This is a genomic window from Staphylococcus roterodami (genome assembly GCA_022493055.1).
GTDB lineage: Bacteria > Bacillota > Bacilli > Staphylococcales > Staphylococcaceae > Staphylococcus > Staphylococcus singaporensis.
Window position 1 is genome coordinate 2,722,257 of the sequence record CP092781.1, and the last position, 26,972, is coordinate 2,749,228.

A 26,972-nucleotide genomic window follows, 5' to 3' on the forward strand; every position below is an offset into this window, starting at 1 on the left:
ATTTAGTGAAATTCATATTTTCACACAATTATTTCATTAATTTTTAAAATTGTTTTGGGATAAAACCGCCTTTGTCTCGTATGGTGTGACTACTAGTAAATTTGGTGTTGTTAGCTAATTTATCATATTGTAACGATACCCATTAACATCGCAATCACTAACATTACGATAGCAAATCCCCAAATCCAGAAGAATGCATACTTAATATATGTGCCCATATTTGCTTCTGCCAGACCTATCGCCAACCATAATGCTGGTGAAAATGGACTTACAAATGTACCAATGATGTTTCCAATTACCATTGAATATGCAGTTGATACAGATGGTACGCCAAATTGACCAGCCGTCTGTTCAACAATAGGTAACACTGCAAAATAATAGGCATCTGTACTAGTAAGTAAGTCTAACGGCACCCCGAAAAAGCCTACTATAACATGTAAATATGGGCCTACTTCTGCAGGAATCACTTTAATTAAATCTGTCGCAATTGCTTTAAGCATACCCGTTTCATTTAGTACCCCTAAAAACATACCTGCCGCAATGATTACAGCCGCCATCATCAATGCATTTGGTGCATGCGCTCTTAAACGCTCCATTTGTTCATCAACTGATTTAAAATTAATGACAAGTGCAAGTGAAACACCTATCATAAAGGCGAATTCAGGTGGTGCAACATTCATTAACATCGCAATGATTACAGCCAAAGTTAACGCTGTATTTATCCATTTAATCATTGGATTTGACTTCGCACGTCCTTTTACAGGGAATTTTATATCTTGATCTCGCTCATATACTTCTACTAATTTATGTACATCTATATCTTGTGTTTGCGGTAATTCATTGCTCTCTATTGCTTTTTTAATACGCTTTTGCTCTTTAAATCCTAAATATACTGCAAATAACATGACAAGAACGAATCCTACAATTTGTATTGGGATTAACCCGTACCATAGCTCATTTACACTTTTAGCTTTTAAAACTGCAGCTACACGAGCCATAGGACCTCCCCAAGGTACCATGTTCATAATGGCTGCACTTAATGCTAACAGTAAAATCAATAAATATTTATTCATGTTTAGCGCTTTATATAATGGTAATAACGCAGGGATTGAAAGTAAAAATGTTACTGCACCCGCACCATCTAATTGCGCTAATGTACCAATTAAAGCTGTCATCATACATACAATGACAACGTTACCTCTCGTCATTAAAATTAAACGCTTTACAAGTGGTTTGAACAATCCGCTATCATTCATAATACCAAAGAAAATGATAGCAAAAATGAACATAATTACGACATTCTTAACTTGATCTAATCCTTTAGCAAAGAAGCCAACTAAATCAGTTACACTATATCCTAAAATCATTGCCCCTAGACATGGTATCAGTGTCATACCTACCACTGGATTTATTTTTTTAGCAATGAGTAAACCTACAATTGAAATAATAATAATGAGCCCCATTACTGTTAACCACATATTATCACTATTCATCTCAATTTCTCCCTCCACTTTTTATACAATTTACATAGTCCCCCTCTTTAACTTAAATAATCAAAATAATATAATTTTTTATATTTAAGTTATCTTATTTTATCAAAAAAATCTTTTTTGTGTAAGATTCTTATTAACATTCTGTAAGTTGAAGTTTTCGACTTTAAAAATAAATCTATTTATTTTCAAACTGAGCAAACTATTTTCTATTTCTACTTATGCTTGATGTTTTGTTACATAAAAAAATCTGGCTAAAGTATGCTATCTTTCTTAGCTACTTCAACCAGATTTCAATTTGAGAATCTATTTTATTAAATTATTTTCACAATAAACATGAGGGTGAGACATAAAGATTTTGTGCTCTGGGAAACCGATTAACGGCGTCCCAAAAGCAGGATTTTCGGCAGAAACTCTCACGATTCGACAAAATTTGGAAAACAATTTCGCTCATCGTTCGGTTCTGCTCAAATCCTAAACGCTTTTGTCCCGACCTCTTTTTTAAATTGCCATGACAGTTATGGGGTTATGTTAATTACTCACATTTACCATTTTCGACCAACAATAAATTTGCTAATATTTTAAGACTGCCGTCAGACAGTACAACCGCTTTAATTCTCGTTAATTTCTGTCAGAAATTGCATTTGTTTAGTATGGTCAAGATATTCTTGTGACACAATCTGTGACAGCAGTCTTTGCTTTGCACTTTTCGATATGTCTAGAGCTTTTATTTTTTTTCGACAAATATATAGAAAATGAACATATGAACTATATGTGGGCGGATATAATTTCTCAAGTTCTAACATAATCTGTTTAGTCAGTTTAGGACTTGCGCCGTCAGATGATACACTAATCGTCAGTCTATCTCGACGAAATGTACTTGGAAATACAACATTACCATCTATTGCATTACCAGCATGATTAAATAAAGCATGCATAGGTACAGATTGTTTTACTACTTCATTAACTTTTGGATCGTTCGTAGCTGCTATGACAAAATGCGCATCCGCAATATCATTCGGTTCAAAAGATTTTTCTATCCATATTACGATACCTTCTTCCACTAACCTTTGAAGTTCTTTCGTAATGTTAGGACTAACAACAGTCATATTTTCAATATATTGACTTAGTACTTGTGCACGACGACTTGCAACGGATCCACCGCCTATTATAACAACCTTTTTATTTGTTAAATCTATCATTAATGGCATATTCATGTTGAACGACACCCTCTATAATATTTTGTTTGAACATTTTCATTTATTGATTTCGTCTAATTAATAGACGTCACGTTGATATCGTTGTTGCTGCTTTAATTGTCGTAATAGTTGCTCCGCTTCATCTTGAGTAATATGACGCTCTTTCACTAAAACATCTTTAATTGCTTGGTGAACATCTTTAGCCATACATTTTTCATCACCACAAATGTAAATGGCAGCACCTTGCTCAAGCCACTCATTAAATCTTGCACTTTCTTCTATAATGCGATGTTGCACATATTCCTTATGCTCTTGATCTCTTGAAAATGCTACATCCAAACGTGTTAAATTTCCATTTTCAAGCCATTCTTCTAACTCATCTTCATATAAAAAGTCTGTATCGCGATGTTGATCACCAAAGAACAACCAAGTATTACTTGTCATACCAAGTTCTTCACGCTCTTGCAAATATGCTCTAAAAGGTGCAATTCCTGTTCCTGGACCAATCATAATGACTGGAATATCCTGTTGCACTGGAAATTTGAAATTTGGATTCTTCTTCAAATAAATTGGCACTGTATCACCAGGTTTAATACGCTCAGCAAAATGCACAGAGCATACACCTTTTCTCTCACGACCATGTGCTTGATAACAAACCGTTCCAACTGTAATATGAACCTCATCTGGCGTTGCCATATAACTACTAGATATAGAGTATTCTCTAGACGGTAATTTTCTAAGTATTTGATACATATTTTCAGGCTGTAGTTCTATTGTCGGAAAATCAGTTAACAAATCTACAAAGTCTCTATTCATGACATATTCGCGTGCCCACGCCTCATCTTCAATGCGTTCAGACAGCGCTTCATTGTCAAAGTATATATCAGCATTTTTGAGCAATGGCACTGTTAATTTAGTAATTTCAAAATGTGACGTTAGTGCATCTACTATCGGCAATGTGTCGCCTTGATCATTAATCGGTACTGTCGATTGTGGATCCCATCCTAGCATGCAAATCAATGTATCAACTAATTCCGGATCGTTTTGAGGTAATGCTACAATGCAATCTCCTGGTTCATAAGATTCGCTAAAATCATCAAGTAAAAATTCAATATGGCGTGTTTCTTTATTTGAACCTTTACTATTCAAATTGTAATTTGCTAACACTTCCGCTTCATACGGATTCGATTTAGAATATTTCTTTTCTTTAGCAGACTTGATTGACTCACTTATGATGGTTTCACTTTGAACACCTTCTGCTTTCGTATCAATCGTATTAATAACATCTGACATCCACTTTTCAGCATCTTCTTCATAATCGATATCACAATCTACTCGTTGACATATACGTTCGGCACCTAGTTTCTCCAATAAAGTGTCGGCGTCTTTACCTGCTTGACAGAAAAATTCATACGTTTGGTCTCCTAAAGCAAGCACTGAATATCTCACATGGTTTAAATTTGGTGCGTCATTTTTTTCTAAAAAGTCAAAGAAATCCCATGCATTATCAGGTGGCTCACCTTCACCATGTGTGGATGTGATAATAAATAAATCCTCTAACTGCGCGATACTTGTCGTATCATAATCATCCATTGACATTAGCGAAACTTGATGACCAATTTCGTTTAAACGTTCTGAAAATATTTCAGCTAGCCCCATCGCATTACCTGATTCAGAACCATAAAGCACCGTTACATGTCTCTGACTAGCTTCAATGTTTGGCTCTTTATTTTGTAGCATATAGCTCGCAGATGTTGATTGTTGTTCTGATAGATGATTATTGTTGCCTTCTATCTCTTCCACTGTTTGCTCTATCTCACTATTAGTAGTTGTTTCATGATTGTTAACCGCTAATAAATATCCGCTAAGCCACTGTTTTTGACTTTGCGTCAATGTTTGTAACAACTGATTCAATTCTGTAACTTGTTTTTCATTAAATGGACTATTAGACGTATTTAATTTCAAATGTTTTCACCTCATTAGATTTGAAATGTATCATTGTTTCATCACTATCATCGATGTGTACTTTTTATGCTCATTAGTATTGATATTCAAGCATTTTATTCATAATAAGTAAGTTTATCTTTACTTTCATTTATTCAGTTTCCACTGTAGTAAAATAATGTACAGACTTACTTAGTACTCTATACATGTTCATCGTGTCGTACTCTCTTCATTTATTAGATTGTTCATCGATGCAATTTTCTATTTATTTACTACTTATTATGTACCATTTCAGCTATTCAGTAAAATAGGTCAAATTACTGATTTTACAAACAAAAAATACCTCTTAATGACATATTACTAATACATCATTAAGAGGCATGTTTATTCAACCTTACGTAAAGCGCTCTATTTAATATTTAAGATGAAGCTTCTTGCAATAATACTTCAATTTTTGCCGACATATTCAGTGGATCATCCATTGGTAAATATCGATTTACAACGTTACCTTGTCGATCGATAATAAATTTTGTGAAGTTCCATTTAATTGGGGACCCAAAGATACCTGGTTGTTCATGTTTTAAATGTGTAAATAACGGGTGTTCATCGTCCCCGTTCACTGAAATTTTAGCTAAGACTGGAAAAGTGACGCCAAATTTTTCACGACTAATTTTTAAAATTTCTTCATTAGAACCTGGTTGTCGATTATCAAAATTATTATTTGGAAAACTCAACACTACCAATCCACGGTCTTTATATTTTTGAAACAGTGTTTCTAATTGTTTCAATTGTTCGCTATATATACATTCTGTTGCAGTATTAACAACTAAAATAACTTTACCTTTAAACGCTTCTAATTTATAAGTGAAACCTTTGTAATCACTTACTTCGATATCATACACATTTCTATTATTCATAAGACACCCCTACACAGTCTTTATTCTATTGAATAGTGTTTTTTTAGAATGTTCTGATAAAATAAGCATGTTTTTGTACCGCGAACACGAATTATATAGTGCGATATATTTTCCGACTATAAAATAAACAATGTTCGAGTTTATGTTGTTAGCCAACCTATGCGATATAGCGTCATTTTCACCCTGTCTTTCTACCTTAAAATAATCACATTGTATAGTTGAATTTCTACATATACAATATCTTTCGTTATAACCCCTCATTATAATCATCCTTATTTTCTATTTTTAAAAAGACAATTAGACTGCTCTTTAAACTATAGATTTATACTTTAGTTAGAACCTATACATACTGACACCATGCGTGTTAAAGCTAATACTTTAAATCAAGTTATAACTATGGATTAAAGAGCTGCCCAACTCAAGTAATCCTTATAAACTTCACAAGTGATTGATTGCAAAACCCTCCTTTATTTCATTAAATATCCTTAAAACCCTCTTAAAATTAAAATGACACGCTTATACGTTGTAACACGCGACAACAAATTCCATATTATTGCATATTATTAAAACAAGTCACTTTGTATCGTGTGCGACCGAATACATATTAAATCATCAATAATAATTATTCAATTATAAAAATTAAAAGCGAACATTCTAAATGGATATGCTACTAATTGTTTTTTCAGCAACATCTCGTTCACATAAAGTAAGTAGTTATAAGTAATATTGAATGCCAACAATTACTCGTTTTATAATTGTGAATTAATGATTTTTTAATCATATTATTTTTCATTCCATCATTTTTATTAATATGAATCTGATTGTGTTATAAGATTCAGTCATTCACTATTGAAATGTTTCATTAATAAATTGGACTTATTTTTCATCCTATATATACGAATTTTTTACGTATAAGATAGTGATGCGTATGCATTGAAAGTATTACAGGTTTATTCTCCTAAAAATAAACTGAATTATGTTAATTTTCAAACATTTCAAAGTATAAATGTTTTTAAAATTAAACTAATTGCATAAAATAAGCTATATTACATATAATCTTAATTTGTAATACGCCCTTATTAGCTTTTTGTTTCTATTTTCACAAGTATCAGTATGTATTTTTCAATCGTTTTATAACGACATTCTGTAGTGCTATCGCGTCTGTGTTTATAACAACATATTTAATGATTCATGTTGTGATTCACACATTTTATGTGTTGTATAAAATATGTTGCCATAAAACATTTTAAATCATTTTATATAAACAAGCTATATTTTTTTGATATTTCAAAAATATGTTCTAAATCCAGAAAACCGATAAGCCATTTCGGCCTACCGGTTTAAAATTGATATATACGTTTTATCATATATACTGCACATGTTTTCTATTTACATTTACTACTTAGTACATTATTGCTTATTATTTACGTTGTTGATGTATGACCTTCGAATAAACATTCGATGTTATTTTGTACATAATTATATATATTATTAAAGTAATTAGTACGATGATGATATAACTCGTAACAAACACTTGATAGTTGTTTATTCCAATCATATTTAATATAGTGTATATAATTTTTCTTGCTACCAATGTATGAATCAATGCAACAACTATAGGTATTGAAAATAGCCAAAACATTTGTGTTCGAGTTATCTTTTCTATTTTGTCATTGTCTAATCCAACTTGCTCCATAATGCCATAATTATGTTGATTAGCATAACCTTCTGAAATTTGCTTATAATACATCATTAAAAATATTCCTATAGTCAGTACAAATGATACTACCCCACCTACAAAAATCAAACCACCTGTTAAACGATGCCAAACACCTAACATTTCAGATTTTGAATTTATTGAAACGCTATACTTTTTGGAAATCATTTTAGCTTGATCTGTCGTCAATCTTTTATCGCTAGGTGTATTAAAGTTAATGGATGTTGTTAATTTCTTCTGTTCTGGTGCGTAATACTCTTTTACTTTTGAAAGTTGTTTTTTGTCTTTTACAATAAGTATCATACTATCTTGAATCATTATTAAGTTAAACTTATGTGCGTTCAACTGCTTTACTTTATACCATTGATTATTTAGACCTACCTTAGACTGCCTTTTAAAAATCGGGACATCGGTAATCATTCCTACGCTTTCTTTATCTAAATTTACTTTACTTTTTTGATAACGATTATAGTCTTCTTCTGTCAGTACAGTAATCATAACTGATTGTCTTGAAAATATCGCTCCTTCATTTCCAATAAAATCTATTGGCATATCATCATTAGCTTGTTTTAAGTTATAATGGGCATTCTTCTTTTCCAGAGTGGCTCTAAATAATACCATTTGATAAACTTTAAAATCTCGAGCATCGGCAACTTGTCGCAAATCTCGTTGGATATTTTCAATGGTTTGTTGCTGTTCGGATGATTCTTTTGATTGCCCCGTATACGTAATATCATAATCATTCGTAAATAATTTGGTAATTGCATGATCCATATCACGATAAGTAGTTACACTCATCGTTAACGTTACTATTAAAAATGTACATAGTAATGTTATGGTAGCAAGACTTATTGCGTTCATTTTCAAACGGACTCGCATACCAGTGACAACAAAAAAGTAACGAGGATGATAATATATGTTTGGCAAATGTTGCAATAAACTAATAATTATCTCACTCATACCAATAAAAAATGCGTAAGTCCCGACAATCACTAATCCAATCACAATCCATATTTTAAAAAATGCACCAAATGTCGTATCTTCCTGTAGTGCAATAAAATAACCTAGGTACAACGCTGCAATACCGATGATGATTAAAAAATAGCGCAACCATCGCGATATGCCACTACTCGAATCGGAGCGATGTTGATATGTAATCGGCTTTTGAAAATTAACACTAAAAAGGTTAAATATTAATAACATACACATCACTACTGCAATAATAATCAAGGTAATTAACATGGCTGATGCATCAAATGGATAATCTTTTAATGTTGCGCTTGGACTGCCCATTATTTTCTGTATAAACAAGAAAAAAACGGCCCCAAGCAAGTAACCACCGACAATGCTAATTACTGAGATGATAATGAATTGGACCATTGTTTCCATAACTATCATTAAGCGCATACCATTTTTAGTCATGCCCAATGTCATAAATATGCTAAATTCTTTTCTTCTCTGCGACATCATAAAATGATTTGCATATAAAATAAAAATTAATGTTAGAAGCGCCATAAATATATTCGCTATAATAATAAACGGCACAAACAAATCATTTTTCTGCTGAACGTAACGATTCAATCCAATTGAAACAAGTGTATACTCAATCATAAATAGTACACTGACAGCTAAGATGAAGGGGATTATAACGAGTCTCTGTGTGACAAACTGACGACGAACAATATGCCATAGCAATCTTATTTTCATATATTTCCACTTCTTCCATTCACAAGTGATAGGCTATCTGCTATGCGTTGTTGAAATGTTAATTGATTTTCTTCACCGCGATAAATTTCATGATATAAACGTCCATCTTTTATAAAAATAACACGTGCTGCATAAGACGCATCTATATTAGAATGTGTCACCATTAATATCGTTTGTTTCTGTTTGTTGATATCTTGAAATAATTTCATCAGTTCTTTGGAAGTTCTTGAATCTAAAGCCCCCGTCGGTTCATCCGCTAATAATATTGTTGGATTTGTTACTAGTGCACGTGCTATAGCAATGCGTTGCTTTTGACCACCGGAACTCTCTGAAGGATACTTATTTATTATGTCATTTATATGTAACTGCTCCGTCAATTGCTGTATACGTTGCGAGACCTCTTTTCGCTTTGCACCTGCTAAAATTAAAGGCATCATTATATTTTCCTTATTAGTCATCGTCGGTAATAGATTAAAATCTTGAAATACAAAACCAACCATTTGTTGTCGATACAACGCTCTATTTTTATTTTTCATGTTATTCAAATGTGTGCCATCCACAATAATGTCACCTTCAGTCACTCCATCAAAAGAAGCTATTAAATTTAGTAATGTAGACTTCCCTGAACCGGATTCGCCCATAATAGCAACAAATTCGCCCGATTCCACCGATAAATTCATTTGATTAAGTGCTGTTGTAGCGTTTAAACCTTTACCATATACCTTTTTAACATGTTTAACTTCTAGCAACATGGTATGCACCTCATTTCTTTGTTAGTTCTATATTAAAACAAAAAAATACTAATAACATTTAAAATAGCTAAAAAATGTTACTAGTATACTTACAATATTGAAAGTTTTATTCATTTGGAAATTGAATCGTAAATGTTGTACCTTGATTCTGTTTAGATGTGACTGAAACAGGATGACTCGTATGATTGGAAATTTGTTTCACAATAAATAAACCGATGCCGCTTGAATTACTCTGGCGTTGCCCATTATACCCTGAATAACCTTTATCAAATATTTTTGGCAAGTCCGCTTCACTAATGCCAATACCATTGTCTTTAATATGTAATTGTTTTGATTGCTCATCATATTCAATCCATATATCTTTACCTCTAGCATATTTTAACGCATTATTAATTAGCTGTTCTATCATTAAAGAAGTCCATCGTACATCAGTTAATACCATGCAATGACAAGGTTCATAATGTATTTTTGTTTTTTGATCAATAAACTGAATCGAATATTTCATAATAATTGGTCTAATTAAATCGTTAATTGATATTTGAGTGACTGATATATCAGATGTTTCATTTAATAATTTTAAATAACTTAATGCTAGGCTTGTATAGTTGTCAATTTGAATAATTTCTTGCCGAACACGATTCACAACATTTGGTTCATCTCTTTCAAGTAATAGTTGTGCCGCAGTTATTGGCGTTTTCATTTGGTGTACCCATGTCAAAAAATAACTTTCTATATCATTTTTATATTCAAGTTGATCATTTTTAAGTTGATACAATGCTGTTTCTAAGTTTTCAATTTGTTGCTGTTGACTTATAGTCTTAACAAAGCTTAAGTACTTAATCCCTATGTAAATAAGTAACAACAATGAAACGATTGCAAGCGCCAGTAAAAAGGCTTCTAGTGGCAATCGATATAGATAAAACATCAAGCCAAACAAAGCGATAATAACAATAACTATACCTATTTCCTGAGCAATTTTTTTAATAAATGTCATCATATTCACCCTATACTTTATATCCAACATTTTTCTTGGTAGTGATAAAATCATTGAGGCCTACAGTGCTTAATTTTTTACGTAGACGTGTCATATTTACTGCTAATGTATTAGCATCTATGAAGTTCTCAGACTCCCAGCATTTTTCAATTAAAGCTGTTCGGCTCACATACTTGTCTTCGTTTTGGAACAACAATTTTAAAATCTGTAATTCCGTCAAAGACAGCTGTATACTCTCCCCTTGATAAGCAACCTTAGCTTCATCTAATATTAGCGTACACCCTTTGACTATCAGCGTATCATTGACTACTGTTAGGTCATAAGTACGTCTTAAAAGTGCTTGAATTTTAGCAATAGTTAATGACAAATTGAATGGTTTTTCAATAAAGTCATCGCCACCCATTTGTATAGCCATAATTTGATCCATGTTATCAATACGCGAACTAATAAACATGATAGGTACATTTGATGTTTTGCGTATTTCTTGGCACCAATGAAAACCATTTAAAGTAGGTAAATTGATATCTAACAGCACAAGTTGTGGTTGGTGATTGTTAAAAATGGCTGTTATATTATCAAATTGTTCTGCCACAACCACATCATAATTCCATTTTTTTAATTCAGATGCTAAACTTTCTGCTATAACAAAATCATCTTCAACAATTAGTATTTTCATCTGTAATCTTCTTCCTTTAATTGAATTATCCGTTGTTATTCATTTTTATCTTGTGAGTGCTGTAATGACTCATGTTTATCTATATGTTCCGTATCATTTATGTCGTGACTTTGTGCATTCGCTTGTTCTTTTTCAAGTTGTTTTTTCTTTGAACGGCGACGTTCTTCTAAAATGGACATCACAATAAAGAATATGATTAATAACGGAGATAACATTACTAGTATCATCTTTCCACCTCAATTTTCAATTAATTCAATATTACATATGCTTCTATTTTAACGCTTTATAATCAACAATGTCATATATATTCATTTTAAAGTGTTCTATAACTCTCTATTTACATATTTTTTACTTAAAAAACACAAATAATCAAAATTCCTCTTTTAAACTGATGATATAGACTTATACTCAGGAGGATGTTTTATGCTATCTATTAATAAAGTCGCAAAATTTGCAATTGCTAACCTTATGATTGTATCAACCGTTTTCAGTACTGTCACACCTGCAATTGCACAATCTGAAAAAGAAGCAAAAGATGATAGTTTTGCAGTTGGTAATACAAAAAATCCTAAAAATGTTATCTTTTTAGTTGGTGATGGTATGGGACCGTCATTTAACACTGCTTATCGATATTATAAAAACGATCCACATGCAAAAGAGATGAATACTACTGCCTTTGATGCATATTTAAAAGGTACAAATCGTACATATTCAAATGACCCTAAACAAAATATTACGGATTCTGCAGCCGGTGCAACCGCTTTTAGTTCCGGACATAAAACATATAATGGCGCTATTGGTGTTGACAGTAACAAACAAAAAGTGAAAACAGTACTTGAACGCGCAAAAGAAAAAGGAAAGTCAACTGGCCTTGTCTCAACTGCTGAAATTACAGATGCAACACCAGCTGCGTATGCTGCACACGTTACTTCTAGAGATGATAAAAATGAAATTGCACAACAATTTTATAAAGATAAAATCAACGGAAAGCATAAAGTTGATGTGTTGTTAGGTGGCGGTGCTAAATACTTTGGTAAATCTAATGGCAACTTAGATAAAAAATTTAAAAAAGATGGCTACGATCTTGTCAGAAACAGCAAGGAATTATCGAAGTCTAAAAGCGAAAAAGTGCTTGGATTATTTGCCGATAAAAATATGCCACTTGCAATTGATGCATCTAAAAAAGAGCCGACACTAGCTGATATGCAACAAAGTGCACTAAGTAAGTTAGAACAAAATAAAAAAGGATTCTTTTTAATGGTTGAAGGTGCTTCTATAGATAAATCAGCACATGTTAACGATATTACAGGCGTAATGTCTGAAATGGAAGGTTTTGAAAAAACATTTGATGACGCCATCCAATATGCTAAAAAACATAAAGATACACTTGTCGTTGCTACAGCAGATCATTCAACTGGCGGCTTAACAATAGGTAAAGACAAAGGTTACGAGTGGAATCCTCAAGCAATTAAGTCAATGAAACACTCAGGTTCATATATGACAGAACAAATGGTTAAAGGTGAAGACCCTGAGAAAGTAATAAGCGATGGCTATGGATTTGCTCTTTCAAATGATGACATGAAGCAAATAAAAAAAGATAATAAAAAACTACAAAAATTACTTAAAAGAGGAAAAGATGAACAGTCTGCAGAAATTGAAAAGCAGACAAAAATCCTACAACACGCCATTCAGAAATCTATAAATGATAAATCTTATACAGGATGGACTTCTGATGGGCACACTGGTGAAGATGTAAACACTTATGCATACGGACCTAAGTCAGATGCTTTTAGTGGTAATATCGAAAATACAGAAAGTGCAAAAATAATTTTTGATATATTCAAATAAAACGTAAAAAAATACCCGATCACTATAAAGTTCTGATCGGGTATTTTTTATGGTTAATTTTAGTACTCAATGTTAGGTGCTTGGTTAACACGTTCTTGGTATTTTTTAAATGCATAGTATAAACCGCCAACTAATGTTAAGATAACTGCTAATTTTTTCATCATTCAAACTCCTTTCTGAGATGTGTTAAAACTGAGTTCAATTAAATTATATGCTTTTATTATACACTTTTTGACATATTTTTTAAATTTAAGAATGCGAAGATTTTCAACATTTTCTGATGCTAGCTGTCTTTTTCATCTTTTAAATGCTTAATAAAATCAAAGCCTGGTCTTCCTTTAGCCAATGCTTCCATCACATCATACCAATCCGAACCGACTTGTTGATATATATTTTGCAATAATTCATCTTGCGCCTTGTTTAATTCAGCAATAAGTTGATCGCCTTTACTTGTCGAATATAATTTTTTGACACGTCTATCTGTCTCTAAAACTTTTTCAACAATGAGACCTTGCTCTTTTAATTTTTGAAGTGTTGCATGTGATCCTTGTTTAGAAATCTCTAATATTTCTAGTAATGATTTAATAGTAATACCAGGTAATTTATTTATAAAAAACAAAAAACGATGATGCTGACGGCTCATACCATATTTCTCTATGATTTCATCAGCGGTAGTGATAAAAGTCTTATACGCAAAATAAAACAACATATGCTCATAATCGTTTTTATTGGTCGACATGATGATTACTCCTTTCAAAGCGTTAACCTCATTATAATAAAATTTATAATGTAAGTCATACAAATGACGATAAAACTATAAGCTAAATCTAAGTTTCACGAGAAACATTTTTGAGTACAAGCAATTTGCATCTATCATGTCAGCATAATTAATTTAAACATTCAGTAGTGTTAGGTGAACTTAAATTATTTCTATCACTTACCCCGTTTATTTAATGCATCCACATTATTTTCTAGGAAATAATTAATTATTCATCATCCATGTTATAGCGCGCTTAATTGCTTGGTCCCAATATGCATAATCATGATCTCCCGGTCCATCTTCAAATTGATATGGAACATTTTTAGCTAATAAATAATTGATAAAGTCCAAATTATCTTTATAGAGAAAGTCTTCTTTACCACACATAATGAGCAATTCAGGAATTGGTTTATCTTCAGCTACAGCTTTATCTAACAAGTAATACGGATCATGTTCAGTCCCTTTAACACTTGAAAGATTGCCAATAATAGCCTCTTTTGAAAAATCATTCCATTCTAAATCCATTAAATGTTGTGCTTCAAATACAGCAGATAATGGAACAGCTTTGGAAAATTTATCCCCTTGTGTTAATGCAAATTTAATCGTGCCATATCCTCCCATTGAATGTCCTGCTATGAAATTATCTTCACGTTTTTTGGAAAGTGGAAATATCTGATGAACATAATCATATACTTCCAAAATATAATCATAATAACTATGGCCGTATGCCATATTAGCATAAGCACTATGATCCACATTGGGCATAATCACTGCTAATTTATGTTCATTCGCATATCTCTCTATACTTGTATATCTCATATATGTAGTTTCGTCACTTGATAATCCATGTAATAACATTAACGTTTTTAATGGTTGTGCTGTTACATCGTTTTTGAAGAAACTTTGATCTTCCGGTAAAATGACCGTTAAATTTTGATGCATACCTATTGTCGGTGAATGATAGTTTAATGAAATATAAGCCATATATGATGACCCCTTTCTAATTCTACTTTACCAACATTTTACGCCTAAATTATTCACTTTAAAATATTTCCATGCAAAAAACCAGGCACACATTGTGCCCGGCTTGAAATATTAATTATGCTTTATCTTTATTATCTTGTTTACGTCTTCTAAATAATAATACTGAACCTAATATTGCAATTATTGCACCAAATAAGGTTTGGCTTTCGGTTTCATCTCTTCCAGTATCTGGTAAAGCATTAGCTTTATGTTGCTTTGGTACCTTTTTAGAATCATTTGTCGTGTCTTTAGAATTTGGTGGTGTGACTTTTGAATCTGAGTCACTATCTGAATCTGAATCACTGTCTGAGTCCGAATCACTGTCTGAATCTGAGTCGCTATCTGAGTCTGAGTCACTGTCTGATTCTGAGTCGCTATCCGAGTTTGAATCACTGTCTGAGTCTGAGTCGCTATCCGAGTTTGAATCACTGTCTGAGTCGCTATCCGAGTCTGAGTCGCTGTCCGAGTCTGAGTTACTGCCTGAATCTGAATCACTATCTGAGTCTGAATCACTATCTGAGTCTGAGTCACTGTCTGATTCTGAATCGCTGTCTGAGTCTGAGTCACTATCTGAATCTGAGTCACTGTCTGATTCTGAATCGCTGTCTGAGTCTGAGTCACTATCTGATTCGGAGTCGCTGTCTGAATCTGAGTCGCTATCTGAGTCAGAATCACTATCTGAGTCGGAGTCGCTATCTGATTCAGAATCACTATCTGATTCTGAATCGCTATCTGAATCGGAGTCACTATCTGAGTCTGAATCACTATCCGATTCTGAGTCACTGTCTGAATCTGAATCACTATCTGATTCTGAATCACTATCTGATTCTGAGTCACTATCTGAATCGGAATCGCTGTCTGAGTCTGAATCACTATCTGAATCGGAGTCGCTATCTGATTCTGAATCACTATCTGATTCTGAATCGCTATCTGAATCTGAGTCGCTGTCTGATTCTGAATCACTGTCTGATTCTGAATCACTGTCTGATTCTGAATCACTATCTGATTCTGAGTCGCTGTCTGAATCTGAGTCACTATCTGATCCTGAATCACTGTCTGAATCTGAATCACTATCTGATTCTGAGTCGCTGTCTGAGTCCGAATCACTATCTGAGTCTGAGTTGCTATCTGAATCTGACTCGCTATCTGAGTCTGAATCACTATCGCTTCCTGGATCTGGACTTGGTTCTGGGTCCGGCGTTGGTTCCGGTTCTGGGTCTGGACTTGGTTCTGGATCCGGTGTTGGTTCCGGCTCTGGGTCTGGACTCGGTTCTGGATCCGGTGTTGGTTCTGGATCTGGGCTTGGTTCTGGATCAACAGGCGGTCCCGGTGTTGGATCAACTGGATTTACTGCTGAATCACCATCTGCACTTCCGCCACCATAACGCACAACATTCTCATTATTCCAACCGAAAATACTGTAGTCTCTACCTGTTACAGGATCAACATTTTCTTGAATAACCTGAGTTTTTAAGTTTTTACCTGTATTGTCGTAATGCCCTTCTACTAATACTACATATGTTTTAGTAATATCACCAAATTTAATACTAGCTACATTTGGATGCTCATAATAGATTCTATTTTTAAATTGATCAGTTACTTCTTTAAGATTCGAATCATTTGGGTCTGCATAGTAGCTATCTGATAATTTTGATGTATCTTTTACTTCAAATATTCTCAGTTTCGTATCTGTAGCACTTACTTTACCGCTACTTTCTTCAATTTTATCTTGATAACCTTTAATATACACCCACGTATTACCTAAAACTCGTTGCTTAGGGTTAACAAATACAGTTTGCTTGTATGTGTTTTGACCTGAAGCTGTATCTACACCAATAATTTGAGAAGATATATTTGCGCCATTTGGCTTATCAATACCAGCAATTGGTGAACTATAATTATAAGTAATTTTATTGTTAAACATTTCATCTGCAATATTAATATTTGCATCATATGTTCCTGATTTAGGTGCCTTTGCTCTATCTGTAAATAAAGGTAATGAAAATTGTCCGTTAATATTTTCTTTGTCATTTACATAGTCTGTAAAGACAAATGTATATGTTTTAGTCAAAATATCATAAGTCGCTTTCGCTACAACATCACCATTCGTACTTTTAATATCTGCAATTGGCATTGTATTATTTGAATTAGAATAATCCACATCACCATTACCAGTTAAACTATCTGGTAACTTCGCTGTAAAGTAATCCCCAGATTTCACTTGCCCTGTCACTTTAAAGTTTGCTGCCATAAATGTGTTACCACTTTGGTTAGGATCAAATGTAGTCTTTTCTAATTTAAAATCACTTGCCGTAACTTTATCATTCACATTTGTACCTTTGTTATCTGCAGCATTTACTACCGGTTCAGCAACAGCTAAGCTACGCAATGCTCTTGGTCTAACGCTTGGTTTGCTAGATTCTTGTGTATTGGAAATCGATTGATTACTATTAACACTAGTTTGTGGTGATGATTGTGGTAAATCAAGTATTTGAGGACTTTTAAGTTCGCTGTTTGTTAATGCGCTATTTGCATCGCTCGTTGATTTGTTGTCTACTTTAGAATTTACTTCTTGAGGAACAGTTTGATCTTGCGGTTTTACATCTGTCGCTTGATCTTGAATAGCCGTTGTTTGAGGTGAATCACTTTTTACTGATGAAGTTTGATTATCACTTGATGGCATTGTGTTATTCGTTGAAGATTGCTCTGTTGTAGTTGTATTACTTGTTTGTGTAGATGTCGATCGTGTTATGCTATCTACCAAGGCACTGTCTGTATTTGTATTAATATCAGCTGTATTATTAGTCGTTGTTATGGATTGAGGTGTTTCTAACATTTTGTTTTTTTCGGAATCTGCACTTGCATTATTTGTCGATGATTGTGTTGTATCATTCGATTTTTCTGATGCTTGCGCTTGATGATTGCCTATCCCAAATAGTATGGTTGCACCTACTATTACTGATGTTGTACCTACTGTAAAACGTCTAATCGAAATACTTATTCTGCTTATTCGACAAATAATTAATTCTCTTTTTCAAAAACATTACTCCATTTCATTTTCTAGATTAGACTAAATTGTATAATGAAATAAGAATTATATCAATTGCTTTTCGAAAAAAATTACGCAAAATTTGTTTTCTTCCTATTTATATAACTTAAAATTTTCTGTTAATTACCAAAAATAAATATGCTATTTTTACACTATTACAAATGTTTTACTTTTTAAAATCTTAGAAGTTATAAATTTTTCATAACCTAAAATGTTACTGTAATTTTAACAATAAAATTTTACTAACATATTAAATTATTCATCAGGCTAGTAAAAAAGGCCTAACGTGTCATTTCACGTTAGACCTCCTCCTGTTCAACTTATTCATTTCACAATGTATATTAAGCACATACGTCATTAAATAAATGTTTGCTAATTAGCCAATTTTTATGATCTTTTACCACAAGCTTTTCATCTTTCAACTCGTGAATAATATGACCAGCTGTTTCTCGAGAAATACCAGCCATATCACTCATTAATTGAATTGTTAAAAATTGTTTGATTTCATAAAATTCATCTTGATCATAACCGACTGTTTGACATATATGGCATAACAATTTAATAATTCTATCTTTTGCAAACTTACTTGTTACAGCCATATTATAATTCATATGTTGTTGCTCATTATCTGTCATTAATGCAAAAAGAGTCAAAAATATATCATCATTAGATTTACATAAAAAGGCCATTAAATCTCGCGGCAAACCGAGAACCGTGCAATCTGTTAGCGCTGTACACAGTTCATTAACATCTTTTGAATGAAATAAATTGCTAATAGGAAATAATACTTGTTCCTTATTAAAGTAGCGATATACATCGCCATTTTGATTATAATGTTCTCTAATTATGTTACCTTCAATTAAAAAATAAATATTGCTACTTTCTTGTGGCGAAAAATAAATAACTTGGCCTTTTGAATAATGTCTGACAAAACATTCACTTTGATATGGTTGTAATATACTATATGGGATATTAATATAATCTGCTAATGACTTTAGTTCATGTTCTAATTTATTATTCCTATCCAAAATAAAGTTTTCTGTCATAAGTTAAACTCCTTCAAACCTTGCAAAGTGCCAGCAGACAACTTTTTCATTTGAATCACTGGAGAAACATATTTATTGTTTTATCGTGTGATTATTAAAGGGCTACATGTGAATGTGTGTACCTTTATTACCTATTAAAGCATTATATGCTTGTTCTAAATTTGTAATAATAACTTTTTTATTAGTTCCACTTTCAACAAATCGTATTGCCGCTTCAATTTTAGGTAACATTGAGCCTTCTGCAAATTTGCCCTGTGCCGCGTAATTTTTCAAAGTTGCTATATCAATATCATCGATTTGTTGTTGGTTTGGTTCATTAAAGTTAATAAACACATTTTCTACATTTGTAAGTATCATTAAAGTATCTGCTTCAATCAGCGTTGCTAATTTCTCACTAGCAAAATCTTTATCTATTACCGCTTCAACACCTTCATAGGTATTTTCTTTTTTTATAACTGGAATACCGCCACCACCGCATGCAATGACGATATCTTTACCGTCTGCTAAAGTTCGAATTAACTGGTGTTCTAGTATAGATTGAGGTAATGGTGACGCCACCACTTTTCTATAACCACGACCTGCATCTTCTTTATAGACTGACTCAGGTTGTTCTTTTTGTAATACTTCAACTTCATTCTTAGTATAGAATGGGCCAATCGGCTTTGTTGGATTATCAAATCGTGGATCATCTTTATCTACTTCTACACGAGTGACAATCGTCCCAACCGCTCTATCACTATTCATTTCAGTTAAAATGCGATTGATTTCAGTTTCCAACCAATAGCCTATCATACCCTGTGACATTGCACCACAAGTATCCAATGGCATTGCTGGTGTCGTATCACTATTGGAATTAGCTTGTTGAATCAATAAACTTCCAATTTGTGGTCCATTACCATGTGAAATGACAATACGCGCTGGTGAATCAAATAAAGGTTTAAGGTTTTGCATCGCACATCTAATAGCTGTTTGTTGAGCCTCCGCAGTTGCTTCTTTAGTTTGAATCGCATTACCACCTAATGCAATGACAATTTTTTCTTTCATACTATGTCTCTCCTTTTAGAAAACATTGATCATTCCCATCATTAATTTAATCAATCCGACAACTGCCAGTACGATAATAACCACAAAAAAGATATAATCTGATTTAATCAAACGTGTCTGATTATTCTTTTGAACAATTGAATAGACTAAAAGTGCTGGAATATAAAGCAACATTGTTAATAATAAATAATTAATACCTGCTGCATAGATAAGCCATATAGCATAAAGAGAAGCTATAATTCCAATCGTCCACTGTTTTGTAGTTGCTTGTTGTCGATGTTCTAATGTGTATTTAACTTGATAAAATGCGCTGAACATATACGGATATAAAATGGCGCTTGTTGCTAGTGAAAATGCAAATTGATATGCGCTCTGTGTAAATAACATACTTATTAAAAACAATTGAACTAATATATTAGTGATAAGTAATGCATTTACTGGAGCACCGTTTTTATTTTCCTTCGCAAACCATTTTGGGAATAGACCATCCTTCGCAACAATAAAAGGTAATTCTCCTGCAAGCAATGTCCATCCTAACCATGCACCGAGTACAGAAATAATTAATCCTATATTTACAAGTGTAGATCCCCAGTCACCAACAATGTGTGCAAGTACTTGTGCCATACTTGGTGAATCTAACTGTGAAATATGATTTTGTATGATTACGCCTTGAGCTAATACTGTTAATAAGAAATAGATGATTAATACTGATATCAGTCCTATAACTGTCGCACTACCAACATCTTTTTTATTTTTAGCTCTACTAGAAAAAATCACTGCACCTTCGATACCGATAAAGACCCAAACTGTTACTAGCATGGTACTTTTGACTTGGGCCATCGTGCTTGTCCAACTAAACGGTAATACACCATCTGCTGTCATACCGAAAAAGCCTGTCTTAAAAGTGTCAAAATTAAATGCAATTATCATACATATGATTACAAGTAAGATAGGAATTAATTTTGCAACGGTAACAATACTATTGATAAATGCAGCCGTTTCAACACCTTTTAAAATTAAGAAATGTACTCCCCAAAGTAATAGTGATGCCACGATAATACTGGGTAGCGTATTACCACCTTTAAATATCGGGAAAAAATTTCCTACTGATGACATCAATAGTGTGGCATAAGCTACGTTTCCTAAAAATGCTGAAAACCAATATCCCCAAGCACTTATAAATCCAACAAAATCTCCAAATCCTGCCTGAGCATAACTGTATATACCACCATCCAGTTCCGGCCGTTCATTTGTTAAATTCTGAAATACGAACGCTAATGAAATCATACCGATAGCTGTAATGAGCCAACCAATAATAATAGCTAATCCACCGGCTTTACCGCCCATATCAGACATGATATTAAAAGCACCGCCACCAATCATGGATCCTATAACTAGTCCAATCAAAGAAGACTTACTAAGTTTGTTATCTCCTGATTCGTTCATATTCATTTCTCCTTTAATATCAATATGAAGCGCCTGTTCATATCAACAATATCTAAATCAACAGACACATCATATCAATATACTTCCATTAAGTAACTAACTACCTAATGTTGCTGCCATAACTGCTTTAATTGTATGCATTCTATTTTCAGCTTGATCGAAAACTTTTGAATGTTTACTTCTAAAGATTTGGTCTGTAACTTCCATTTCAGTCAAGCCATATTTTTCATAAATTTCTTGTCCATATAATGTATTTGTATCATGAAATGCTGGTAAACAGTGTAAGAATATTGTTGAATCTTTGCCTGTTAAATCAAACATTTCTTGATTCACTTGATAATCTTTTAATAAGTTAATACGTTGTTCAAATTCATTTTCTTCACCCATTGATACCCATACATCAGTATAAATAACATCTGTATCTTTAACTGCTTCTGCAATTTTATCTGTAATCATAATAGACCCACCATATTGCTTCGCTTTTTCTTCTGCAATTTCAACATATGCTTCTTTAGGATTTAACGATTGAGGTGTACAAATTCTTACATTAACGCCTAACATTGCACCTGCTACCATTAAAGAATGCGCAATATTATTACGGCCGTCACCAACATATGTTAAGTTAATACCTTCTAAGTAGCCGAAGTTTTCTTTAACTGTCATAAAATCAGCTAACATTTGTGTTGGATGCCAATCATCTGTTAAGCCATTCCAAACTGGTACGCCTGAAAATTTTGCTAAATCTTCCACGGCTTGTTGTGAAAAACCACGGAACTCAATACCATCGAACATTCTTCCTAATACTTTCGCAGTATCTTCTACAGATTCTTTTTTACCTAACTGAATATCATTTTTTCCTAAAAATTCTGGATGCGCACCTAAATCAATAGATGCTACTGTAAATGCGGCACGTGTACGAGTAGAATTTTTTTCAAATAATAATGCAATATTTTTGCCAGCAAGATAATGGTGCTTAATACCTTTTTTCTTATAGTCTTTTAATGTAATCGCGAAATCAATCAAGCCTTCAAATTCAGCTTTCGTATAATCACTTTCTTTTAATAATGATCTGCCTTTTAAATCATATGGTTTTTGAATTTCTGTCATTATTTTCACCCTCGCTTCTATTATTTAAGTTAAATATCTTCTCTGTATAATGGTTGACTCATACATCTTGGGCCGCCTCGTCCACGTACCAATTCACTACCAGATATTTCAATGACTTTTATACCTTTTTGTCTTAATAAATCATTTGATACATAATTTCTATCGTAAGTCACTACAACACCTGGTCTAATACATAAAGTGTTTGATCCGTCATTCCACTGTTCTCTTGCGCCATCAATAACATCTCCATTTCCGGTTGGAATGAATTGAATATTATCTATGCCAAGAACTTCTTCTAATGTTTCTTTTAAGTGACTAGATTGTTTGATAATAATGTCTTGATTGCCTTCATCATATTCAATAATAAATATATTCATGTTGCCTTCTGCCTTTAAAATGGCTGAGTGCATTGTAAATTTGTCATAATCTATCATCGTAAATACTGTGTCTAAATGCATAAATGTTCGACTTGTAGGAATTTCAATTGCGACTACTTTTTTAAAGGTCGCTTCTGGATTTTCGAAAATACGACGCGCTAACTTTTCAATTGCTTGCGCAGATGTACGTTCTGAGACACCAATCGCTAAAACATCTTTAGATAAGACAAGTTCATCGCCACCTTCAATATTGAATGGGCAATCTCTATCTAACCAAACCGGAATATTTGCATCCTTAAATCTAGGATGATGCTTTACAATATATTGAATAAATATAGATTCTCGTCGTCGTGCTCTCCAAAACATCCGGTTGATTGTAATACCATGTCCTATTGACGCTTGTGGATCTCGTGTGAAATATAGATTCGGCATTGGATCTAAATAAAATGGATATTTATCATCCATATATTCAACAAGATGTGTACACTTAGGATCAATTTCTTCTTTACGAACACCAGCCATAATTTTATCTACGAGTTCTTGATTTGAGAGTGTCGCAAACAAAGCTTTAATTTCTTCTTCGTGGCCTAAAATTGTTTTTTTAGACTCTGCTAATACATCGTCAATAAACTGACTTCTAACTTGAGCGTCTTCAATACTTTCAGCCGCTAACTTTTCAAGATAAAGTACTTCTACACCTTCATCTCTAAGTACCTCTGCAAAATGATCATGCTCTTTTTGAGCAACTTCTAAATAAGGAATATCATCGAATAATAATCCATCTAAATAATCAGGTACAAGATTTTCTAATTCTTTGCCAGGACGTTTAAGCAACACAGTCTTTAAAGTTCCAATTTCGCTATTTACTTTAATTGGTCCATTTGTCATGTCTATTTCCTCCTTTTGACTTTGAATTCAACTAGAGTATAGACAATTTTCAAGCGCTTTCATGTGATTATATTCACATAAGGAAAGTCGAAAATTTCATGTCTTTTTGTTATACAATACATAATAATGGATTTTTATGCATAAATAAAGTGATTTTAGCCTTTAATATACATTTTTTATTCAAAATAAGCCTAGAAAGTATGTGATATAAAGTTTTTTATACAGTCAAATGAATGTCTATGAATTTTTTCTCTTTACAAAAAACATGCGTACACAAGTTAAAATTTAGTAATCAACTTGTATACGCACAATATGTTGTGAATATATTTTGTTTCAATTGAAAATGTTTATCCAAATAACTTTGCATATACATACTTGGCCATCTCATTTGATGACGTTAATATCAAAGTTGTATCATTTCCACTAACTGTCCCTAGTATCTCTTCAATATTTAATTGATCGATAAAATAGTTAATGCCTTGTGCAAAACCTGGGGATGTTTTGACGATAATGTATGATCCATTGATGATTGCGCTAAGAACCTCATGTTCACAATAGTGTTTAAACTTTTCTTTCATCTCACGTTCGGTTTGATTATTAATTGCTTTATAAACCCATGTTTCACAATCAATCGGTATGCGATATATATTTAGTTCCTTTAAGTCTTTAGCAATTGTTGTAGCACTGTATCTCACGCCAAAATACGATTCAATATATGATATAATTTGTTCTTTTTTATAAATGTTATGCTTTTTAACTATTGTAGAAACTAATTCTAATCGTTTACTTTTCTTCATTTTGTAAACTCCTTTTGTAGTTAAGTTTCTTGTATTATTAAATAAATTTATGTATGTTTCATTTATAATTTAACACTTTATTTTGCAAAAGATAATAAAAATGTATGTAAATTTTTGTGACAACTTTTAAAACGACATTTGTATTTTAAATAATATGTTTTTTGTGATTAGGAGTGGGACAGAAATAATAAAAGTTTGCTACAAGGGCATTTCCATCCAATCAACTACTATCTAAATAACATTGTAGAGCCTAGTACATTGATATTATTAGACTGTCCGGATGTCTTACAGTAGACAAACCTCACACTCACCCAACAAATACAAAAGAGGATGTGTACCAACAAAGAAATTGCTTTTGTTAATATCATCCTCTTATATAAGCTGTATTTTAAAATTTAATTATTTATAAGTGTTTAACATTACTTCTTCTTGTTTTTATACTTTTACTCTACTCCTACTTCACTCCATGCTTCATATACTTTGTCAGCTGTTTGCTCGTCATATAAATCTTTAGCTGCTTGATATAAAGCATCTTTACAGTCTTTAAAGTTTGAATTACTTGTTAAGTATTCAGTTAAAGCGCGATAATAAATTTGTTCTGATTTTGATTTCCCTATTGATTGAATTACGTTATAAGCTGCTTTATTTGGAATTCCCGAATTAGTGTGTACGCCGCCATTATCTTTTTCAGTGTATACATAATCTTTCATATGAGATGGTTGTCCAAATTGTTCAGGATCTGACATGCTACGTAATGCATCTCCATCTTTTCCTGGTGTATAAACATCTTCACCCATTAAGAAATCTTCATCATCTACAAAGTATCCAAAGACATCTGAAAAACTTTCGTTTAACGCTCCTGATTGATCTTTGTATTCTAAATTCGCAGTCTCTTGTGTAACACCATGCGTTAACTCATGTGCAACTACATCATTTGCGCCTGATAAATTTGTAAAAGTACGGCCATCGCCATCACCATAAATCATTTTATCGCCAATCCATGCTGCGTTGTTTCTGTTATCTTGACCACCATAATTATTAACATGTGTTAATGAAATAATTGGACTACCATGGTTATCGTATGATTCACGCCCAAATGTATTTTTATAATAATCATATGTTTGTTTAGCATAGTAATTTGCATCTACACCGGCACGTTGATCATCTTTTACAAAGTTTTCATCTTCATTTGTAATTAATGTCGCTTGACCAGTTTGATCATTAAAATTATATGCAGATAATTTACCTTGATGCGTTAAATCTTCTAAGCTAAATCCACCATCAATGCTATTAATATTGATATCTTTAGTGTCTCCAAGTACACCTTTACCTTTACCAGTAGCTGCTGCTTCTTTAACTAAATTTGTTTTTTCAACAACTTCACCTGTTTGGGCATCAATCTTAACTTTCCAGTGTGAAATTTCCGGACTAACTGTAATCAATTCAAGATTGTAAATGTATTTATTACTGTCGCCATCAATTTCAACTTTATTTTCTTTGATAACATCATCTTTAAGGTTTTTGGCCTTATTTTTATCAATTTTGACTGCTTTAAATGCTTTATCAACAGCTTCATCTTTACTTAATGTTACTTTATTCGTTGGTTTTACTTTCTTCGCATCTGTGTCACCATTGATTAAAACAACTTTTCCTGATTTATCTGCATGTACTTTAACTTCTTTGTCAGGTGCATGAACCCCGTCAACACTAGGTTGTAATGTATAATGAGTGAACCCTTTACTATCCTTTTTTACATCAGTAACAGAGTAATCTTGATAATTATTTTTTACATTTTCAGATTTAGGTAATTCTTTTAAAGCTTTAACCGCGTCACTTTTTTGTGTTACTTCAAAATTAATATCAGAATTAGCCGGTTTGTTACCCGTGTCTGCTGCAACTGCTGTAGGTACAATAGTGCTCAATAACGTTGTCACGCCATACTTGTAAATGCATATCTTGAAAATTTCCTCACATTTCATTCCTCCTGATTTTTTAAAAACAGCTTATAAATAAAATATTAATTTAATTTTTCAGAAAAGTAAATGATTATTTCAATTTATTTCCACACTTTTTGTTTAGTGATTTTATTTATTGGCTCTTTTCTTTTTTTAAAACTGTTTTCTCTAATTAAATTAATTTTTAATCATTGTACTTAATTATATTTTAAAATTTAATAAGGCTTTATTTCTAG

At 32.6% G+C, this 26,972-nt stretch carries 18 protein-coding genes and 3 pseudogenes; 2 read left to right on the forward strand and 19 right to left on the reverse strand.

Going from position 1 to position 26,972, the window contains the following annotated elements:
• Positions 1-122 precede the first annotated feature (122 nt).
• The 9 genes from ML436_13345 to ML436_13385 all read right to left on the reverse strand — a co-directional run bounded on the left by ML436_13345 (position 123) and on the right by ML436_13385 (position 11,623).
• Positions 123-1,493 carry a citrate:proton symporter gene (locus ML436_13345; GenBank protein UMT78088.1) on the reverse strand — a complete coding sequence of 457 codons (1,371 nt, stop codon included), beginning with the start codon at positions 1,491-1,493 and terminating at the stop codon, positions 123-125.
• A gap of 608 nt (positions 1,494-2,101) precedes the next feature.
• Complete coding sequence (locus tag ML436_13350; GenBank protein ID UMT78089.1) at positions 2,102-2,707, reverse strand: NAD(P)-binding protein; 606 nt, start codon at positions 2,705-2,707, stop codon at positions 2,102-2,104.
• A gap of 60 nt (positions 2,708-2,767) precedes the next feature.
• Positions 2,768-4,654 carry an assimilatory sulfite reductase (NADPH) flavoprotein subunit gene (locus ML436_13355; GenBank protein UMT78090.1) on the reverse strand — a complete coding sequence of 629 codons (1,887 nt, stop codon included), beginning with the start codon at positions 4,652-4,654 and terminating at the stop codon, positions 2,768-2,770.
• Positions 4,655-5,052: 398 nt separating this feature from the next.
• The gene (locus ML436_13360; protein ID UMT78091.1) at positions 5,053-5,550 is read right to left on the reverse strand and encodes a glutathione peroxidase; all 498 of its coding nucleotides are present in this window, start codon (positions 5,548-5,550) and stop codon (positions 5,053-5,055) included.
• 1,420 nt (positions 5,551-6,970) lie between these two features.
• Positions 6,971-8,974, reverse strand: a complete 2,004-nt coding sequence (locus ML436_13365) for an ABC transporter permease (GenBank protein UMT78092.1) — start codon at positions 8,972-8,974, stop codon at positions 6,971-6,973.
• Positions 8,971-9,726: an ABC transporter ATP-binding protein gene (locus tag ML436_13370; GenBank protein UMT78093.1), complete on the reverse strand. Its 756-nt coding sequence runs from the start codon at positions 9,724-9,726 to the stop codon at positions 8,971-8,973. Before ML436_13370 ends, ML436_13365 begins: the two co-directional genes overlap by 4 nt.
• A gap of 106 nt (positions 9,727-9,832) precedes the next feature.
• Positions 9,833-10,720, reverse strand: coding sequence for a sensor histidine kinase (locus ML436_13375; GenBank protein ID UMT78094.1), 888 nt, complete (start codon positions 10,718-10,720; stop codon positions 9,833-9,835).
• A 10-nt stretch (positions 10,721-10,730) separates the two neighbouring features.
• A complete protein-coding gene (locus ML436_13380; GenBank protein UMT78095.1) occupies positions 10,731-11,396 on the reverse strand; it encodes a response regulator transcription factor in 666 nt (221 codons plus the stop codon).
• A gap of 35 nt (positions 11,397-11,431) precedes the next feature.
• A complete protein-coding gene (locus ML436_13385; GenBank protein ID UMT78096.1) occupies positions 11,432-11,623 on the reverse strand; it encodes a hypothetical protein in 192 nt (63 codons plus the stop codon).
• Positions 11,624-11,819: 196 nt separating this feature from the next.
• Between ML436_13385 and ML436_13390 the strand changes: the two genes are divergently transcribed.
• The gene (locus tag ML436_13390) at positions 11,820-13,244 is read left to right on the forward strand and encodes an alkaline phosphatase (GenBank protein ID UMT78097.1); all 1,425 of its coding nucleotides are present in this window, start codon (positions 11,820-11,822) and stop codon (positions 13,242-13,244) included.
• A 69-nt stretch (positions 13,245-13,313) separates the two neighbouring features.
• A pseudogene (locus ML436_13395) lies at positions 13,314-13,424 on the forward strand (hypothetical protein).
• Positions 13,425-13,527: 103 nt separating this feature from the next.
• On the opposite strand, the gene ML436_13400 reads toward ML436_13395, so the two are convergent.
• The 10 genes and pseudogenes from ML436_13400 to aur form a co-directional block, all read right to left on the reverse strand.
• On the reverse strand, positions 13,528-13,983 hold the full coding sequence (locus ML436_13400; GenBank protein UMT78098.1) for a MarR family winged helix-turn-helix transcriptional regulator: 456 nt from the start codon (positions 13,981-13,983) through the stop codon (positions 13,528-13,530).
• A 243-nt stretch (positions 13,984-14,226) separates the two neighbouring features.
• Positions 14,227-14,988: an esterase family protein gene (locus ML436_13405; protein ID UMT78099.1), complete on the reverse strand. Its 762-nt coding sequence runs from the start codon at positions 14,986-14,988 to the stop codon at positions 14,227-14,229.
• A 115-nt stretch (positions 14,989-15,103) separates the two neighbouring features.
• Positions 15,104-18,065, reverse strand: a pseudogene (gene clfB / locus ML436_13410) (MSCRAMM family adhesin clumping factor ClfB).
• A gap of 352 nt (positions 18,066-18,417) precedes the next feature.
• On the reverse strand, positions 18,418-19,122 hold the full coding sequence (locus tag ML436_13415) for a Crp/Fnr family transcriptional regulator (protein ID UMT78100.1): 705 nt from the start codon (positions 19,120-19,122) through the stop codon (positions 18,418-18,420).
• A gap of 102 nt (positions 19,123-19,224) precedes the next feature.
• Positions 19,225-20,166, reverse strand: a complete 942-nt coding sequence (gene arcC / locus ML436_13420) for a carbamate kinase (GenBank protein UMT78101.1) — start codon at positions 20,164-20,166, stop codon at positions 19,225-19,227.
• Between the two features lie 15 nt (positions 20,167-20,181).
• A complete protein-coding gene (gene arcD, locus ML436_13425; protein UMT78102.1) occupies positions 20,182-21,612 on the reverse strand; it encodes an arginine-ornithine antiporter in 1,431 nt (476 codons plus the stop codon).
• Between the two features lie 96 nt (positions 21,613-21,708).
• A complete protein-coding gene (argF, locus tag ML436_13430) occupies positions 21,709-22,719 on the reverse strand; it encodes an ornithine carbamoyltransferase (GenBank protein ID UMT78103.1) in 1,011 nt (336 codons plus the stop codon).
• Positions 22,720-22,748: 29 nt separating this feature from the next.
• Positions 22,749-23,984, reverse strand: coding sequence for an arginine deiminase (arcA, locus tag ML436_13435; GenBank protein UMT78104.1), 1,236 nt, complete (start codon positions 23,982-23,984; stop codon positions 22,749-22,751).
• A 347-nt stretch (positions 23,985-24,331) separates the two neighbouring features.
• Positions 24,332-24,781, reverse strand: coding sequence for an arginine repressor (locus tag ML436_13440; GenBank protein UMT78105.1), 450 nt, complete (start codon positions 24,779-24,781; stop codon positions 24,332-24,334).
• Positions 24,782-25,224: 443 nt separating this feature from the next.
• A pseudogene (gene aur, locus ML436_13445) lies at positions 25,225-26,753 on the reverse strand (zinc metalloproteinase aureolysin).
• Positions 26,754-26,972: the final 219 nt, after the last annotated feature.